Genomic DNA, 17720 nt, shown 5'->3' with positions numbered 1-17720 from the left:
GGTGTCGGTCCGGCGAGGGAGAATCCTCAAGCCTCCTCACAGTCTACCGGTGGCTAGCTTCTAGACTCCTTGCCGTGCCCTTCTCGTGGTTCCGCCGCCCGCGCCTGAGCTTCGACGCTCCGCGGTTGCGGCCCCGCCGTGAGAAGAAGTACGGCGTCGCGGCCGACCTCGCCGAGATCGCCCCCGAGCTGCGGCAGTTCCTCGGCCAGGCGGCCTGCGTGCAGCTCGGCTCGTTCGAGCGGCTGTCTGCGCTCGTCGCCGATGTTCCGGGTTTCGCCCCGAAGGAGGCGATCGGCCGGGCGGCGGCCCGCGCCTTCGCTCGGCATCAGGCGCTCGTCGACGAGTTGAAGCACCTGGGTGCGGATCCTGAGCGCGAGATGACGCCGTTCATCGCGTCGCTCGAGCGCTTCGGCGCGGCGACGGCCGGCCATGACTGGACGGAGCGCACCCTCGGCGCGCACATCTGCGGCGGACTGCTCGACGACCTCTTCGCGGCGCTCGCCCGCGGCGTGGCGTCGGACGGCGTCAAGGACCTGCCGGCGCTGTTCGCCGTCGACCCCGCCGACGGGCACGCGCTCGAGCAGCTGCTGAAGGAGTCGCTCGCCGGCAACGCGCAGCTCGCGGCGCGGCTCGCGATGTGGGGGCGCAGGCTGGTCGGCGACACCCTGTTGGTCGCGCGCTCGGCATTGCGGCTGACCGGGGATGCCGAGGCCGACGACCCGCACACCGAGCCGCTCTTCGCCGAGGTCATCGCCGCGCACACCCGGCGGATGGACGCCCTCGGCCTGACGGCCTAGCTCTGCGCCACGGCGCCGTTCTTCGTGACGTGGGCGAGCAGTGCGGCATCCGATCGCGTCCTGATGCGCCCGACCAGCAGGTCGACGGCAGCGACGATCGCGCCGGTGCCGAACAGTGCGATCCACCAGATGACGCCGCCGTCCCACGCGAGGCCGGCCCAGGTGAGCGCGACCCAGAGCACCATGGCGGCGACACCGCCGACGACGGGCATGAGCGCGGCGCCGTGCGCGTGCCGCCACGGCAGCGCATAGCGGCCGACAGCCCCGATGATCAGGCCGGCGAGGGCGATGAACATGAGCTCCATGGCGGGTGTTGCCTAGGCGACGAAGCCGACGCGGCGGGTCTCTTCCGCGCCGATCTGCACATAGGCGATGCCGGCGACCGGAACGACGTACTGGGCGCCCTTGTTGTCGGTGAGTTCGAGCACTCCGGTGCCGCCGCCGATCGCCGCGCTGACCTTGCCGCTCACGTCTGCGGCCGACTCGTCGGTCTCGAAGCTGAGCTCGCGGGGGGCGTTCAGGATGCCGATGCGGATCTCCACCGTTGGTGCCTTTCGTCGTTGCCTGCGTCGAGCCTATCGAGTGCGCGCGCGGCGGCATCCGCGTGTTCGCCAGAGGCGATGTCCGAGGTGTCGGCTAGCTTGGCGAGCGTGCATCTCGACGCCTCCCAACACACTGTCCTCGACCTGCCCTTCGGCCGGTCGGCGGTGGTGCTCGGCGCGCCCGGCACCGGGAAGACGTCGACGCTGGTCGAGCTGATCGCGGCGCGGGTCGCATCGGGCGACGTCGGCGCAGACGAGGTGCTCGCGCTGTGCGCGAGCCGCACCGCGGCGACGGCGCTGCGCGACCGGCTGTCGCTGCGGCTCGGCGTCGCGACGCAGGGGCCGCGGGCGCGCACGGCGAACTCGCTGGCGTTCGGCATCGTGGGCGAGCACGCCGCCGCGACGGGGGCGCCCGAGCCACGGCTTCTGACCGGCGCCGAGCAGGACCAGCTCTTGGCCGAGCAGCTGGCAGGCGACGCCGACGACGAGACGGTCGCCTGGCCCGAGCAGCTCTCGCTCGACGTGCGGCGGCTCGCCGGCTTCCGCGCCGAGCTGCGCGAGCTGATGGAGCGCATGGTCGAGAACCGCGTCTCGGCAGGGCGGCTCGTCGAGCTCGGCCATGAGCGGGGGCTGCCCGAGTGGGTCGCGGCGGGCGCCTTCATCGGCCGCTATCAGGACACGCTCGACACGCTGCGGCCCGGCTTCGTGACGGCGGGCGAGTTGCTGACGGATGCCGCGCGGCTGGTCGCCTCCGGTGAGGTCGTGCCCGGCATCCGCCTGCTCGTCGTCGACGACCTGCAGGAGTTCACGCGCGCCGGCCTCGATTTCCTCGCCGCGCTCGCGCGCCGAGGGGTGCCCGTGGTCGCCTTCGGCGACCCCGATGTCGCGACGACGACGTTCCGCGGCGCCGACCCGGCCGCGGTCGCCGGCTTCGGGGCGCGCATCGGCATCGCCGCCGCTCCACTCGTGCTTTCCATGGCGCACCGCCAGCCCGCCGTGTTGCGCGCGCTCACCCGGCGCGTGACGGAGCGCATCGGCACCGCCCTCGCCGGCGCTCAGCGGCAGGCCGAGCCCGCGGGCGACGCAGGCGCCGCGGGCGGCGCGGTGCAGAACATCGTGGCGCCGAGCGACGCCGAGCAGTATGCGACGCTGGCGCGGCGGCTGCGCGAGCTGCACCTGCTCGAGCCCCGCCTGCCGTGGAACCGCATGGCCGTGATCGTGCGCTCAGGGCGTCAGGTTCCCGAGCTCGCCCGCGCGCTGGCCGTCGCCGAGGTGCCGACACGCACGACCGCGGCGTCCGGGGCGCTGCGTGACGACTACGCGGCGAAGCAATTGCTCACCGCGGTCGCCGTCGTGCTCGGCCTCACCCCGCTCGACGGGGCGGTCGCGACCGAGCTGCTGCTCGGGCCGCTCGGCGGCCTCGACGTCGTGCAACTGCGCAAGCTGCGGCTCGCGCTGCGCCACGAGGAGCTCGCGGGCGACGGCAGCCGCCCCGGCGACGTGCTGCTCGCCGAGGCTCTCGCCGACCCTGCTGCGCTCGTGACCGTCGAGGACATGGGCCCGGGTCGAGCCGCGCGCAAGCTCGCGCAGACCCTGCAGACCGCGCGGGGGCAGGCCGGGCGCGGCGCGACGATCGAAGAGCTGCTGTGGACGCTGTGGGACACGAGCGGGCTGGCCGCGACCTGGTCGAGGCAGGCAGCGCGCGGCGGCGTCGTCGGCGACGAGGCGAACCGCGATCTCGACGGCGTCGTCGCGCTGTTCGCGGCGGCGAAGCGCTTCGTCGAGCGCTCGCCGGGGCGCCCGCCCGGCGATTTCGTCACCGAGCTGCTCGAGGCCGCCGTCCCCGAAGACACGCTCGCGCCGCGCTCGCTCGCCGACGCGGTGCTCGTGTGCACCCCACCCGCTGCCGTCGGCCTCGAGTTCGACGTCGTCGCCGTCGCGGCCCTGCAAGAGGGCGCCTGGCCGAACGTGCGCCTGCGCGGGTCCCTGCTGCACCCGCAGGCGCTCGCCGGCGCGGCGCCCGGCGGCGGTGACGCGGTGCTCGACGAGCGCACCGCCGTGCTGCACGACGAGTTGCGCATGTTCGCGCTCGCCGTCTCGCGCGCGCGCCGCGTGCTGATCGTCGCGGCGAGCGAGGGGGAGGACCAGCAGGCCTCCCCGTTCCTGCGGCTCGCCGAGGGCGAGCAGGTGCCGGTCACCGGGCATCCGTTCACTCTGCGCGGCCTGGTCGGCCAGCTGCGGCGGCGGCTGACGACGGTGCCGACGGATGCCGCGGCCGCTGCCTCTCTCGCGACGCTCGCCGAGGCGGGCGTCGCCGGGGCCGACCCCGATGGCTGGTACGGGGTGCTCGATCCGTCGACCGAGGGCCCGCTCGTCGACCTCGACGCCGACCCCGAGGCGACGGTGGCCGTGTCGCCGTCGCGCGTCGCCTCCTTCGAGGACTCGCCGTTGAAGTGGTTCGTCGATGTCATGTCCGGCTCGTCGGGCGGACTCGCGACCGGCGTCGGCACGATCATGCACACCATCATGGAGAGGGTCGCCGCCGAGCCGGAGGGCGACATCAGCGTCGACCGCATCTGGGGCGACGTCGAGCGCCGGTGGGGCGAGCTCGGGCTGGAGCACGGCTGGGTCGAGCAGCGCGAGAAGCGCCGCGTGCAGAAGATGGCGCAGGGGCTGCACGAGTACCTGGCCGATTTCGAGCGCTCAGGCGGGGCACTGCTCGGCGCGGAGGGCACCTTCACGCTGCAGCTCGGCCAGACGGTGATCAACGGGGCGATCGACCGCGTCGAACGCCGCACAGACGGCACGATCGTGATCGTCGACCTGAAGACCGGGCGGAAGAAGGTGGGGGGCCCCGAGATCCCGGGGCATGCACAGCTGAACGCCTACCAGCTGGCGTATCGGGAGGGGGCGATCCCGAACGACGAGCCGCTCGGCGGCGCCAAGCTCGTCTTCGTCGCCCCAGAGGTCGCCGACCTCAAGGGGAGGCACTATCGCGAGGTCGTGCAGCCGGCCAAGACCGAGGCGGAGTTCGAGGAGTTCCGGGTGCGCATCCAGGAGGCCGGCCGCGGCATGGCGGCGGCCGAGTTCGTCGGCGTGCGGTCGGACAACGGCCGTGACGGCTATGACTACCGCATCCATCTCGTCCCAGAGGTCTCGGAGGCGGAGGAGTGAGGCACACCCCCGACGACGTGGCCCGGCTGCTGGGCCAGTCCTACGCGCCGACCCCGCAGCAGCGCGCGGTCATCGAGGCCGACGCGGCGCCCGCCCTGGTGGTCGCCGGCGCGGGCAGCGGCAAGACCGAGACGATGGCGGCGCGCGTGGTGTGGCTGATCGCCAACGGGCTCGTGGCCCCGGGCGAGGTGCTGGGCCTCACCTTCACGAGGAAGGCGGCGGGCGAGCTCGCGGCGCGCATCCGCGGGCACATCGACAAGCTGCGCGCGTCGGGCGCGATCCCCGGCGACGCCGACCCGCTCGACACTCCGACGGTGTCGACCTACAACTCCTTCGCCAACGCGCTGTTCCGCGAGAACGCGCTCGCGATCGGCCGCGAGGCCGACGGCGTGCTGCTCGGCGAGGCGGCGGCATGGCGGCTCGCCCGCACGATCGTCGAGCGCAGCCAGGACCCGCGCCTGCTCGACACGGACCACTCCCTCGACAAGCTCGCCACCGCCGTGCTCGATCTCGCGCACGCGCTGAGCGACAACGACGTCGGCGATCCCGGCGCGGTCGTGCGGCTCGCCGGCGAGTTCCAGGATCTGCTCGCGCTGCCCTCCGGCGGCCGCAACGCCTCGATGGCCGACGCGGTCAAGAGCGTCGCGCTGATCGCCGAGCTGCCCCTGCTCATCGACCTCGCTGTCGAGTACGCGGCCGAGAAGCGACGGCGCGGCCTCATCGAGTACAGCGACCAGGTCGCCTTCGCGCTGCAGGCCGTGAAGCGCCGCGGCGACGACCTCGCCGCCGAGTACCGCAGCCGGTTCAAGGTGGTGCTGCTCGACGAGTACCAGGACACCTCGTTCATCCAGACCGACCTGCTCGCCGGGCTGTTCGCCGGGCATGCGGTCATGGCCGTCGGCGATCCGAACCAGTCGATCTACGGCTGGCGCGGGGCGAGCGCCGACAACCTCGACGACTTCTCGCGCGCCTTCGCGGGGGCGCCGGGCGTGGCGCCGACCTACCCGCTCACCATCAGCTGGCGCAATCCGACGACCGTGCTCGACGCGGCGAACCTGATCGCCGCGCCGCTCAACGCGAAGGCCCGCGTCGACGTCGAGCGCCTCGATGCGCGTGCCGGGGCGCCGCGGGGCGCGGTCGAGGTGCGCTTCGAGCAGACGATCCTCGACGAGGCGGCCGCCGTCGCCGAGTGGTTCGCCGTGCGGTTCGCGAGCGCGGAACAGCCGCCGACGGCGGCGCTCCTGATGCGCTCGTGGAGCCGCACCGATGTGTTCACGCGGGCGCTGCGCGACGCGGGCATCCGCTATCACGTCCTCGGTCTCGGCGGCCTGCTCGAGCAGCCGGCGGTCGTCGACCTGGTATGCGCGCTGAAGGTGCTCGTCGACCCCGACGCGGGCAGCGAGCTGCTGCGCCTGCTCGCCGGCGCGCGCTGGCGCATCGGCGTGCGCGACATCGCCGCGCTGCGGGGCCTCGCGAGCTGGCTCGAGAAGCGAGATTTCCGGCAGCAGCTGCTCGACGGCGAGGTGCGCCAGCAGCTGCGCGGCTCGGTCGCCGACGACGAGGGCGCGTCGATCGTCGAGGCGCTCGACTTCATCGGCACCGCGCGCCCCGAGCACGGCGCACTGGCGGACTTCTCGGCGGAGGGCCTCGCGCGTCTGCGCGCCGCCGCCACGCTCTTCGACGAGCTGCGCGGCCGCCTCGGCCTCGGCCTGCTCGACCTCGTGACGCTCGTCATCCAGGAGTTGAACCTCGACATCGAGGTGCGCGCGAACGAGTCGGCGACGGGCGGTCAGGCCGGGCTCGACGCGTTCCTCGGCCTCGCGCGGGGCTTCGACGCGAGCGATGACACGGGCGCAGGGGTGCGCGCCTTCCTCGACTGGCTCTACGAGGCCGAGGGGCGCGAGCGCTTCAGTCCGCGCACCGACCCGCCTGAGCCGGGCTCGGTCCAGGTGCTGACGATCCACGGCTCGAAGGGCCTCGAGTGGGACCTGGTCGCCGTGCCCCGGCTCGTCGACGACGAGCTGCCGAACGCCTACCGCGACGGCGCGGGCTGGGTGCGCTTCGGGAAGCTGCCGTTCGAGTTCCGCGGCGACCGCTCGGCGCTGCCCGTGCTCGGCTGGCGGTCGGCCGCCACCCAGAAAGAGTTCCTCGCAAGCCTCGACACGTTCAAGGCCGAGCTGCGCGAGCGCCACCTCGACGAGGAGCGCCGGCTCGCGTACGTGGCGGTCACCCGCGCCCGCGACCGGCTGCTGCTCGCCGGCTCGTACTGGGGCGGCCAGGCGAAGCCGCGGCAGCCCAGCACGTACGTCACCGAGCTGCTCGAGGCCGGTTTGATACCGACGGATGCCGTGCCCGAGCTCGCCGCCGACGAGAACCCCCTCGACGCCGAGCTCGCCGATCCGGTGCTGTGGCCGAAGAACCCGCTGCGCGGGCGCGAGGCCGCCGTGCGCGCCGCGGCCGACGCGGTGCGGCACCGGCTCGAGCTCGGCCCCGGCGACCCCGCGCGCGACGCGGGCCCGTGGCGCGGCGAGCTCGAACTGCTGCTGCGCGAGCTCGACGCGCGCCGCGCGGGCGCGGCCGAGCTCGAGCCGCCCGTGCGCATCCCGGCCTCCCGCTACAAGGACTTCGTCAGCGACCCGGCGCGCACGCTGCAGAGCCTCAGCCGGCCGATGCCCGAGCGGCCCTACAAGGCGACCCGCATCGGCACCCTGTTCCACGCCTGGGTCGAGCAGCGGGCGGGCGTCTTCGGACAGACCGAGGTCATCGACGCCGCCGAGTTCGAGCGAGACGACCTCACGCCCGAGAACGAGGCGGACGCCGACCGCCTCGCCGAGCTCAAGGCGACCTTCGAGCGCAGTCCATGGGCGGGCCTCAAGCCCGTCGAGGTCGAGGTCGAGATCCACGCGCCGCTCGCCGGGCACGTCTTCGTCTGCAAGCTCGACGCGGTCTACCGCCTGCCTGACGGCCGCACGCAGATCGTCGACTGGAAGACCGGCAAGGCGCCGTCCGACGAGGACGACCTCGAGCGCAAGCAGTTCCAGCTCGCCCTCTACCGGCACGCGTACTCGACGTGGACCGAGACCGACCCCGAGACGATCGACGCGGTGTTCTACTTCGTCGCCGACGACGCCGTCATCCGGCCTGAGCGGATCTACTCGTCGTCCGAATTGGAGGAGCGCTGGCTCTCGACGTTCTCGCCGCTCTCCTCCTCGACAGGCGCCAGCCCCGCCGAGTGAGTCGGCCGGTCCGAGAGAAGCTGCTCGACCTGCGCCGCATCGAGCACCGGCCCGGTCGCCTGCTCGAGCGGGTCGACGCCGTTCTGGTGCACGCGCTCGACGAGCGTGTCGAGCATCGCCTCGGCATCCGCGATGATCGCCTGGTCGTGCAGCTCGTGCCCGTGCAGCAGCCAGCGCGCGAGATCGAGCTCGGCGTGCAGCAGTGCGCGGTGCTGCAGCCGCGGATCGGGGGATGCCTGGCGTCCCATCTCGTACCACGAGAACACGGCCTCTGCCGCCTCGGGCTGCGCGCCCATCACCCACGCGAGATCGCGCGCGGGGTCGCCGATCGACAGCGCGGACCAGCCGATCACGGCCCGCACCGCGGCGTCGTCGACGAGCAGCGAGTCGGCCGAGAGCGCCCCGTTGATGACGGTCGGCGCGAAGCGCCACATGGCCTGGTCGGCGGCGGCCTGATACCACCGAGTACGCAGGGCGGCGGGCAGCGAGCCGGTCGCCTGCGCGCGGTCGATGACCGACATGACGGCATGCTGCGCGTCATCGGCGGACTGCTGCGGCAGCCCCGCGTCGAGCACGAAGCCGCTCGGCAGCGAGTGGATCGCCGCCACCGCCTGCCCGGCTGAGACGGCCATCTCGCCGTGCACCCGGTCGAGCTCGAGCGGCCGGCCGGGAAGGAAGTCGTAGACGACGGCGCGGGATCCGTCGTAGGGCGCCTGACCGAGCGGGGTCGGCACCTCGAAGGGCAGGCGCGAGCGGATGCCGCCCGTCATGGCGCCGAGCGCGATGAGGTCGGCGGCCTGCTCGGTCTCGGCCGCCTGCGTGCGCGGAACGCGGACGATGAGCTCGCGCCCGTCGGCCGTCCGCATCGTCGCCGCGTCGTAGTCGCCGTGTTCCCCCGTCGTGTGCTCGCGCGTGGCGACCACCTCAAGGCCGGGAACCGCCGCCGTGGAGAGCGCGGCTAGAGTGAATGGGGTTCTGGCCATGCCCCTCAGGGTAGGCCCGCGCGCTCGAAGGGACACGGATGACACGTCGCACGGCGCTCGAGCCGGTCACAGGGCCCGTCGTCGATCGCGACGCTGAGCGGCGCACGCGCCCCGAGCTCTTCGACGAGCTGCTGCAAGACCCCGCCACCCGGCTCCTCGCCCTCTGGCGGGGCCGCACGCTGGCCCGTGATGCCGCCCTCGATCTCATCTCTCCCGACCGTCAGACCACTGCGCTCATCCGCGTCTACCTGGGCCGCACAGTCGTCGGCGACGTGCCGGTCATCGCGGTGACGCTGACGGATGCCGCGGCGGCGGAGCTCGAGCCCGACGAGTCCCGCTGGGTGAGCCTGCGCGAGGCGGGCGCCACCTTCGGCGAGACCGACTACGCGCTGTTCACCGAGGCCGTCGCGATCGCCAACTGGCACGAGTCGCACACGCACTGCCCGCGCTGCGGCACCCCGACCGTGGTCGAGCAGGGCGGCTGGGTGCGGCGCTGCTTCGTGGACGGCAAAGAGGTCTTCCCGCGCACCGACCCGGCGATCATCGTGCGGGTGCTCGACGACACCGACCGCATCCTGCTCGGCAGCAACGCCATGTGGGAGAACAACCGCTGGTCGATCCTCGCGGGCTTCGTCGAGCCGGGGGAGTCCTTCGAGGCTGCCGTGCTGCGCGAGGTCCACGAGGAAGCGGGCGTCGTGTGCACCTCGCCGAGGTACCTCGGCTCGCAGCCGTGGCCCTTCCCGGCATCCGTCATGATCGGCTTCGAGGCCCGCGCTGTCGCGCAGGGCGAGGTGCCCACCCGCCCCGACGGGCAGGAGATCCTCGCGGTGCGCTGGTTCAGCCGCGACGAGCTGTGGGCCGAGCGCGACGACCTCAAGCTGCCGATGTCGCTCTCCATCGCCCACGCGATCATCACCGACTGGTACGGCGGACCCTTGGACGAGCCGCCGCGCCCGCGCCAGACGACGGCATGACCCCCGACGACCTTCTCGCCGGCCTCGATGCCGAGCAGCGGGTCGCGGCAGAGGCGCTGCTCGGGCCGGTGTGCATTCTCGCGGGCGCGGGCACCGGCAAGACCCGCGCGATCACGCATCGCATCGCCTACGGCGTCGCGACCGGGGCGTACGCCCCGAACCGCGTCATGGCGCTCACCTTCACCAACCGCGCGGCCGCTGAGCTGCGCGGTCGGCTGCGGCAGCTCGGCGCGGGCGGGGTGCAGGCGCGCACCTTCCACGCGGCGGCTCTCGCGCAGCTGAACCACTTCTGGCCGCTCGTCGCGGGCGGGCGGATGCCTGAGCTCATGCCCGGCAAGGCGCGCACTCTCGGGCAAGCGGCGCAGCTGCTGAAGCTGCGCCTCGACACGCCGACGCTGCGCGACGCGGCCGCCGAGATCGAGTTCCGCAAGGTGAGCGGCATGAGTATCGACGCATATGCCCGCGCCGCCCGCCCGACCCCGGGCAGGCTCACGGCCGAACAGCTCGCCGATCTCATGGCGGCCTACGAGACCCTGAAGGACGAGCGCAAGCAGATCGACTTCGAGGACGTGCTGCTCGTCACCGCGGGCATGATCGAGTCCGAGCCGCAGGTCGCGATGCAGGTGCGCGAGCAGTACCGCTTCTTCGTCGTCGACGAATACCAGGACGTCTCGCCGCTGCAGCAGCAGCTGCTCGAGCTGTGGCTGGGCGACCGCCGCGAGCTGTGCGTGGTCGGCGACGCGAGCCAGACCATCTACTCCTTCGCGGGCGCCTCGAGTGCGTTCCTGCTCGGCTTCGAACGCCGCTGGGAGGATGCGACGGTGGTGCGCCTCGAGCAGAACTACCGCTCGGCCGCCCCGGTCGTCGCGGCCGCGAACGAGCTGATGCGCGGCAGGCAGGGGGCGCTCAAGCTGCACGCCGCGAGTGACGATCCCGGGCCGACGCCCACGCTCGCGAGCTACCCGTCGGATTCCGCAGAGGCGGCCGCGGTCGCGGCATCCGTCGCCGCCTCGATCGCCGCGGGCACGCCGCCGGAGTCGATCGCGGTGCTCTACCGCGTGAACGTGCAGGCGGCCGCGCTCGAGGCGGCGCTCACCCAGGCCGGGGTGCCGTACCGCGTCCACGGCGCGAAGCGGTTCTTCGACCTGCCCGAGGTGAAGCAGGCGGTGCTCTCGCTGCGCGCGGCCTCCGTCACGGTGAGCGGCGAGCCGCTCTTCAAGTCGGTCTCCGACGTGCTGCGCTCCCTCGGCTGGAGCCAGAACCCGCCAGAGGGCGCGGGCGCCGTGCGCGACCGCTGGGAGAGCCTCAACGCGCTGATGACGCTCGCCGACCAGGCCGCGCCCGGCACGAGCTTCCGCCGCTTCACCGACGAGCTGCTGGAGCGGCAGGCCGGGCAGCACGAGCCGACGGTGCGTGCGGTCACGCTCGCGACCCTGCACAGCGCCAAGGGCCTCGAGTGGGACGAAGTGCACCTCGTCGGCCTCTCCGAAGGGCTCGTGCCGATCTCGTATGCGACCACCTTCGACCAGGTCGACGAGGAGCGCCGCCTGCTCTACGTCGGCATCACGCGGGCGCGGCGGCGGCTGCGGCTGAGCTGGGCCGAGACCGGAACCGGTCGAGCGTCAGCACGTCAGTCGTCGCGGTTCCTGGCAGAGCTCGGCAGCCGCATCGAGCGTGCGGCGCGTGCCTGAGCCGCGTCTCGCTGCCGTCCGGCCGCAGCTCGATCGACTGGTCGACCAACTCGCGTGAGCCGTCGAGCAGGTGCGCGAGCAGCTCGTCGACGACCCGGAGGACGACGGATGCCGCGAAGCGCCCGCCCTCGACGCGGGAGCGCTTCGCCATGAGCTGCGCGGCGATCACCGGCCACGCGTCGTCCTCGTCGGAGCGCTCGAGATCGAGGCAGGCGAGGCACGGGCCGGCGCCCGGCTCGACGAACGGCCCGATGCGGGCGCCGCGCTCGCCGAAGACCACGCCGAGGTGCGGCGCATCGCGCCGCAGCCAGGCGCCGTGCCGACTGGGCGAGATCGCGTGCGAGCCGAGCAGCACCGCGGCATCCGTCTCGTCGCCGAGCGCGGGCAGCGCGTCGACGAGCCGCACGCCGAGCCCGGCCAGCACCTCGGCCAGCTGCCGCGCTGCCGGGCCGCTGCCGTCGACCGCGATGCGCAGCCCCTCGGGCCCGCGCGGCGTCGCCGGGCGCACGGCGGTCTCGTCGAGCAGCGCGGGCCGGACCGCGTCGAGCAGCGCGGCGGCGTAGTCCGGCCCGACGTCGGCGGCCTCGGCGACGACCTCGAGCCCCTCCTCCGGAACCCCGACCGCGAGCGCCGCCAGCAGCCGCTCGGTGGCGTAGCTCACCCCGTCGAAGACGCACACCACCGGATCGACGCCGAGCTGCACCGCGGTGGGCGAGCGCCACACCACCGGGACGGCGGGGTCGAGTCGGAGGATCACGCAGCAAGCATCGCCGAATCCCGGGTGCCGCGCGCGAACTGTCCACAGCCCCGCGGGGCTACTCCTCCGTCGGCCGATCCCCGGAGTCGTCGTTCAACAGGTCCTCGAGGGCCCGATCGAGGGCGTCCAGCTCGGGGTCGGCGGGGGCGGTGCCGTTGAGCTTCGCGATCAGGCGCTGCGGGTCGTCGATGTCGGCGGCCTCGGGCTGCAGATCGGGGTGCGACCACAGCTCGTCGCGTTTGGCGGCACCCACGGCATCCGTCACCTGCTGCCACATCGCGGCGGCCTCGCGCAGCCGGCGCGGGCGCAGTTCCAGACCGACCAGCGTGGCGAAGGCGGACTCAGCCGGCCCTCCGGCCGCCCGCCGCCGCCGCACGGTCTCGGCGACCGCGTCGGCCTTGGGCAGCCGTGACGTCGCCGCGGCCGTGACCACGTCGACCCAGCCCTCGATGAGCGCGAGCTGCGTCTCGAGGCGCGCGAGCGCGGCCTCCTGCGCCTCGGTCTTCGGCGGGATCAGCGCGCCCGAGGCGAGCACCTCGCGCAGCTCCTCAGGGTTGGCCGGGTCGAACGACGAGGCCACGTCTTCGAGCCGCTCGGTGTCGATACGGATGCCCCGCGCGAACTCGGTGATCGCGGTGATCACCTGCAGCCTGAGCCACTTCGCGTGCCGGAACAGGCGCGCGTGCGCGAGCTCGCGAACCGCGAGATAGAGGCCGACCTGGTCGTCCCCGATGTCCAGACCCTCGCCGAACACGGCGACGTTCTGCGGCAGCAGCGCCGCCTGGCCGTCCTCGAGCAGCGGGATGCCGATGTCGCCGCCCGAGACCACCTCGGTCGACAGCTGCCCGACCACCTGGCCGAGCTGCATCGCGAACAGGGTGCCGCCCACCGCCCGCACCATCTGGCCGGCGTTCGCGAGCATGCCCTGCAGCTCTTCGGGCGCCTGCTCCTGCATGACCTTGGTGAGCGAGTCGGCGATCGAGTTCGCGACCGGCTCGGCGAGCTGAGTCCACAGCGGCATGGTGCGTTTCACCCACTCGCCGCGCGAGAGCAGGGCGGGCGTCTGCGTGAGCGCACCGACGCCCGTTGCCTCATCGAGCCACAGCTCGGCGACGTGGAACGCCTGCTGGAGCGCCGAGACCTGCCCGGGCGGGGCCTCCACCGACCCCGACATGGCCAGCTGCCGCCCCTGCTGCAGGGCGAGGTCCCAATTGATCGACCCATCCGGATTCCCGCGCAGAGCCCCCTGCAGCTGGGTGATCAGCTGCTGGATGCTCGCCGGGTCGCTCGGCAGCCCGGCCGCTCCGGCGAGCCTTTGCGGGTCGAGCTCTGCGTTGCCCGCGAGCATGTCGCGCAGCATGTCGCGCAGGGCGTCCTCAGGAGACCGGTCGTCCTCGTCCGACATTGCGTGCAACCCTTCACTCATCAGGCGCCCGGGTACTATTCAGGCGCGCCCGTCCACGCTAACCCGGAAAGAATCGCGATGACCTTGTACTCCGAGGAGCCTGAGAACGCTGTGCGCGAACGGATGCCGCGCGCGAAGCGCGTGGGATACGTGCTGCTGGCGGCATCCGTCGCCGCGATCCTGATCCTCGGCTTCGCGCCCAGCCCGTACGTCATCGAGCAGCCGGGGCCCGTGTTCAACACGCTCGGCGTCGACACCGCCGTCGGGCAGCCGAAGCAGGCCGACGCGAAGCCCGTGCTCACGGTGCGCGACCGGAAGACCTACCCGACGAGCGGCTCCCTCGACCTGCTCACGGTCAACGTCGTCGGCAATCCGCAGCAGCTGCCGAACTGGTTCCAGGTCGTGACCGCGTGGTTCCAGCGCTCGAAGTCGGTCGTGCCTGTCGAGGCCGAGTTCCCGCGCGGGCAGACCGGCGAGCAGGCGAACCAGCAGAACGCGCAGCTGATGTCGAGCTCGCAGCAGGATGCCACGGCGGCGGCGCTCGTCGCGCTCGGCTACGACGTCCCGCAGCACGTCGTCGTCGCGAGTGTCGAGAAGAAGTCGCCGGCCTACGGGAAGCTCAAGGCGGGCGACCGCATCGACTCGGCGGACGGCACGGCGCTGGCATCCGTTCAGGATCTGCGCGATGCGGTGCAGGCGCAGAAGGGCGGCCCCGTGACGCTTGCGATCGAGCGCGGCGGCGAGAAGCAGGACGTGACGATCACACCGGAGAAGTCGGACGGCTCGTTCATCCTCGGCGTTGTCGCGGGCCAGCAGTACGGCACCCTGCCCGTGACGGTCGACTTCCAGCTCGCGAACATCGGGGGCCCGAGCGCCGGCATGATGTTCGCGCTCGGCATCTACGACAAGCTCACGCCGGGGTACCTGAACGGCGGCAAGCGGGTCGCCGGAACGGGCACGATCGATGCGCAGGGCAACGTCGGGGCGATCGGCGGCATCAGGCAGAAGATGTTCGGTGCGCGCGCCGCGGGGGCGACCGTGTTCCTCGCGCCGAAGTCGAACTGCGACGAGGTCGTCGGCCACATCCCCGCCGGGCTGCACGTGTTCGCGGTGAGCACCTTGACGGACTCCCTGAACGTGCTGAAAACCGTCTCTGACGGGGGCGACACCAGCAAGCTCGCAAGCTGCCACAGTTAGGCTGGAAAGGTGAGCTCCGCCGCTGCCTCCGGTCCCGTTCGGCCCCCTGTCGATCGTCGCAGGCGTGCGGCCGTCTGGATCACCATCGGTGTGGTCGTGGTGCTCATCATCGCGTTCTTCATCTTCGCGAGCCTCTACACCGACGTGCTCTGGTTCCAGCAGCTCGGCTACCTCGGGGTGCTCACCACGCAGTGGTGGTGGGGGCTCGGCATGTTCGCGGTGGGGTTCCTCGGCATGGGCTTCCCGCTCTGGCTGGCGATCCAGCTGGCGTACCGCTTGCGGCCGGTCTATGCGAAGCTCAACACCCAGCTCGACCGCTATCAGCAGGTCGTCGAGCCGCTGCGGCGCCTCGCGATGTGGGGCGTCCCGATCGTCTTCGGCCTGTTCGCCGGCATCGCGAGTTCGAGCCGCTGGCAGCTCGCCGCCGAGTGGATGCACTCGACGCCCTTCGGGCAGACCGATCCGCAGTTCCACATCGACGACGCGTTCTATATCTTCCAGCTGCCCTTCTACCACTCGGCGGTGAGCTTCGCGTTGGCCGTGCTGATCATCGCGTTCCTCGCGACGATCGCGACCGCCTACCTCTACGGCTCGATCCGGGTGAGCGGCCGCGAGGTGCGCATCTCGCGCTCGGCGCGCGTGCAGATCGCCGTCATCGGCGCGGTGTACATGGTGGTGCAGGCGCTCAGCATCTGGCTCGACCGCTTCGACACCCTCACCGACTCCAACGTCAAGGACCAGATCAACGGCGCCGCCTACACCGACGTGCATGCGACCATCCCGGCGCGCACGATCCTGGCGGGCATCGCCGTCATCGTCGGCCTCGTGTTCGTGCTCACCGCGGTGACCGGGCGCTGGCGCTACCCGCTCGTCGGCCTCGCGCTGCTCATCGTGAGCGCGATCGTGATCGGCACCCTGTACCCGTGGGGTGTGCAGAAGTTCACCGTCGACCCGAGCGAGAAGCCGAAGGAGACGGCGTATGTGTCGAAGGCGATCGAGGCGACCAGGCAGGCGTACGACGTCGCGGGGGTGAAGACCGAGCAGTATCAGGCGACCTCTGACACTCCGGCCGGCGCGCTGCGCCAAGACGCCGACACGACGGCCAGCATCCGTCTGCTCGACCCGACCGTCGTCAGCCCGGCGTTCAGCCAGTTGCAGCAGTTCCGCCAGTACTACAAGTTCCAGGACGATCTCGACGTCGACCGCTACGACGTCAACGGGAAGACGCAGGACACGGTGGTGTCGGTGCGCGAGCTCGACCAGAGCGGCCTCGGCTCGTCGACGCAGAACTGGTACAACGACACCTTCGTCTACACGCACGGCTACGGCCTCGTCGCGGCGGCGGGCAACCAGCGGCAGGACGACGGCGGTCCGACGTTCGTCGAATCCGACATCCCGACCACGGGCGATCTCGGGAAGTACCAGCCGCGTGTCTACTTCGGCGAGGACTCTCCCAACTACTCGATCGTGGGCGCGCCGAAGGGCGGAAAGGCGGTCGAGCTCGACTACCCGGGCGGCGACAACGGCCAGCAGGCGACCTACAACACCTACAGCGGCAACGGCGGACCGAAGCTCTCGAACATCTTCGTGCGGCTGCTGTACGCCCTGAAGTTCCAGGACGAGCAGATCGTGCTCTCGAACCAGGTGAACCCCGATTCGCAGATCCTCTACAACCGCGACCCGGTGAAGCGCGTGCAGGCGGTAGCACCGTTCCTGACCCTCGACTCGAATCCGTACCCCTCGATCGTCGACGGGCACATCGAATGGATCATCGACGGCTACACCACGAGCGACCAGTACCCGTACTCGATGAAGCAGTCGCTGTCGGGCGCGATCGCCGACTCGCAGAACGAGCGCCAGCCGTTCCCGATGGACAACATCAACTACATCCGCAACTCGGTGAAGGCGACGGTCGACGCGTACACGGGCAAGGTCACGCTGTACGCGTGGGATGCCAGCGACCCGGTGCTCAAGACGTGGCAGAAGATCCTGCCGCTCGACATCAAGCCGGTCTCCGACATGAGCGCCGAGCTGATGAGCCACGTGCGCTACCCCGAGGACCTGTTCAAGGTGCAGCGCCAGATTCTCGCCTCGTACCACGTCACCGACTCCGGGGCGTTCTTCTCGAACGAGGACGTCTGGAAGTCGCCGCCCGACCCCTCGAAGGACGGCACGACGGTGCAGCCGCCGTACTACCTGACGATGAAGCTGCCGAAGCAGTCGAAGGCGGCCTACACGCTCTATTCGACGTACATCCCGGCCTCGAGCTCGAGCGCCAGCAGAAGCATCCTCAAGGGGTATCTCGCCGTCGGCTCGGATGCGGGCGACGTCAAGGGGAAGGTCTCGAAGGACTACGGGAAGCTGACCCTGCTCACGATCCCCTCCGACGACAATGTCTGGGGGCCGGGGCAGGTGCAGGCGACGGCCGAGTCCGATCCGGGGGTCTCGCAGCAGCTCAACCAGCTGCGCATCGTCGGCGGCTCGACGCAGGTGCAGTACGGCAACCTGCTGACCATTCCGGTGGGCGGCGGCATGCTCTACGTCGAGCCGGTGTACGTGAAGTCGACGGGCTCGACGAGCTACCCGCTGCTGCAGGAGGTCATCGTGTCGTTCGGCACGAAGGTCGTCATGCAGCCGACGCTCGACAAGGCGCTCGACCAGCTGTTCAGCGGCGATTCCGGCACCTCGACGCCCGATCAGAACATCAATCCCACGACCCCGTCGACGGGCGGCGGCTCGGGCGGCTCGACCCCTGCGCCCACGGCGACTCCGACGCCGGCGCCGACCGGGAAGTCGGGCAACAGCGCGGCGCTGCAGCAGGCGATCGCGGACGCGCAGAGCGCGTACAGCGATGCGCAGGACGCCTTGAAGAGCGGCGACTGGACGGCGTACGGCGAGGCGCAGCAGCGCCTGCAGGACGCGCTGCAGAGGGCGGCGGATGCCGAGGGCAACTAGCCCCCGCCG

General features: G+C 71.8%; 11 protein-coding genes. 7 read left to right on the top strand and 4 right to left on the bottom strand.

Annotation, left to right across the window (positions count from 1 at the left end):
* Positions 1-74: 74 nt before the first annotated feature.
* Positions 75-797 carry a ferritin-like fold-containing protein gene (locus ABD708_RS15930; RefSeq protein ID WP_344756232.1) on the top strand — a complete coding sequence of 241 codons (723 nt, stop codon included), beginning with the start codon at positions 75-77 and terminating at the stop codon, positions 795-797.
* On the opposite strand, the gene ABD708_RS15925 is transcribed toward ABD708_RS15930, so the two are convergent.
* Positions 794-1102 (bottom strand): hypothetical protein, encoded by a 309-nt coding sequence (locus ABD708_RS15925; RefSeq protein WP_344756230.1) that lies wholly within the window; start codon positions 1100-1102, stop codon positions 794-796. The two genes, ABD708_RS15930 and ABD708_RS15925, sit on opposite strands and share 4 nt — an antisense overlap.
* Before the next feature lie 12 nt (positions 1103-1114).
* Positions 1115-1339: a DUF3107 domain-containing protein gene (locus ABD708_RS15920; RefSeq protein WP_344756228.1), complete on the bottom strand. Its 225-nt coding sequence runs from the start codon at positions 1337-1339 to the stop codon at positions 1115-1117.
* Between the two features lie 108 nt (positions 1340-1447).
* Between ABD708_RS15920 and ABD708_RS15915 the strand changes: the two genes are divergently transcribed.
* The gene (locus tag ABD708_RS15915) at positions 1448-4513 is read left to right on the top strand and encodes an ATP-dependent helicase (RefSeq protein WP_344756226.1); all 3066 of its coding nucleotides are present in this window, start codon (positions 1448-1450) and stop codon (positions 4511-4513) included.
* Positions 4510-7749, top strand: a complete 3240-nt coding sequence (locus ABD708_RS15910; protein WP_344756224.1) for an ATP-dependent helicase — start codon at positions 4510-4512, stop codon at positions 7747-7749. The genes ABD708_RS15915 and ABD708_RS15910 overlap by 4 nt, the downstream gene beginning before the upstream one ends.
* Here ABD708_RS15910 and ABD708_RS15905 read toward each other — a convergent pair.
* Entirely contained in the window at positions 7665-8732 is a 1068-nt protein-coding gene (locus ABD708_RS15905) for a phosphotransferase (RefSeq protein ID WP_344756221.1), read from the bottom strand. The genes ABD708_RS15910 and ABD708_RS15905 overlap by 85 nt on opposite strands.
* Before the next feature lie 38 nt (positions 8733-8770).
* On the opposite strand from ABD708_RS15905, the gene nudC reads away from it, so the two are divergent.
* Together nudC and ABD708_RS15895 are read left to right on the top strand one after the other, a co-directional pair.
* Positions 8771-9706 carry an NAD(+) diphosphatase gene (gene nudC / locus ABD708_RS15900; protein WP_344756219.1) on the top strand — a complete coding sequence of 312 codons (936 nt, stop codon included), beginning with the start codon at positions 8771-8773 and terminating at the stop codon, positions 9704-9706.
* Complete coding sequence (locus ABD708_RS15895; protein ID WP_344756217.1) at positions 9703-11397, top strand: ATP-dependent helicase; 1695 nt, start codon at positions 9703-9705, stop codon at positions 11395-11397. The genes nudC and ABD708_RS15895 overlap by 4 nt, the downstream gene beginning before the upstream one ends.
* A gap of 815 nt (positions 11398-12212) precedes the next feature.
* On the opposite strand, the gene ABD708_RS15890 is transcribed toward ABD708_RS15895, so the two are convergent.
* Positions 12213-13559 (bottom strand): zinc-dependent metalloprotease, encoded by a 1347-nt coding sequence (locus ABD708_RS15890; RefSeq protein WP_344756215.1) that lies wholly within the window; start codon positions 13557-13559, stop codon positions 12213-12215.
* A 78-nt stretch (positions 13560-13637) separates the two neighbouring features.
* On the opposite strand from ABD708_RS15890, the gene ABD708_RS15885 reads away from it, so the two are divergent.
* Complete coding sequence (locus ABD708_RS15885) at positions 13638-14756, top strand: YlbL family protein (RefSeq protein ID WP_344756213.1); 1119 nt, start codon at positions 13638-13640, stop codon at positions 14754-14756.
* A gap of 9 nt (positions 14757-14765) precedes the next feature.
* Positions 14766-17711, top strand: coding sequence for a UPF0182 family membrane protein (locus ABD708_RS15880; RefSeq protein ID WP_344756211.1), 2946 nt, complete (start codon positions 14766-14768; stop codon positions 17709-17711).
* Positions 17712-17720 lie beyond the last annotated feature (9 nt).

Origin of the sequence: Gryllotalpicola koreensis, assembly GCF_039538185.1 — a bacterium.
GTDB lineage: Bacteria > Actinomycetota > Actinomycetes > Actinomycetales > Microbacteriaceae > Gryllotalpicola > Gryllotalpicola koreensis.
The sequence above is the reverse complement of the archived record's forward strand: the minus strand, read 5'-3'. Positions and strand labels throughout refer to the sequence as shown.

Excerpts from the sequence above, each read along its gene's own strand:
- ABD708_RS15925 (WP_344756230.1), bottom strand. The coding sequence starts at position 1,102 with ATGGAGCTCATGTTCATCGCCCTCGCCGGCCTGATCATCGGGGCTGTC.
- ABD708_RS15905 (WP_344756221.1), bottom strand. The coding sequence starts at position 8,732 with ATGGCCAGAACCCCATTCACTCTAGCCGCGCTCTCCACGGCGGCGGTT.
- nudC (WP_344756219.1), top strand. The coding sequence starts at position 8,771 with ATGACACGTCGCACGGCGCTCGAGCCGGTCACAGGGCCCGTCGTCGAT.
- ABD708_RS15895 (WP_344756217.1), top strand. The coding sequence starts at position 9,703 with ATGACCCCCGACGACCTTCTCGCCGGCCTCGATGCCGAGCAGCGGGTC.
- ABD708_RS15890 (WP_344756215.1), bottom strand. The coding sequence starts at position 13,559 with ATGTCGGACGAGGACGACCGGTCTCCTGAGGACGCCCTGCGCGACATG.
- ABD708_RS15885 (WP_344756213.1), top strand. The coding sequence starts at position 13,638 with ATGACCTTGTACTCCGAGGAGCCTGAGAACGCTGTGCGCGAACGGATG.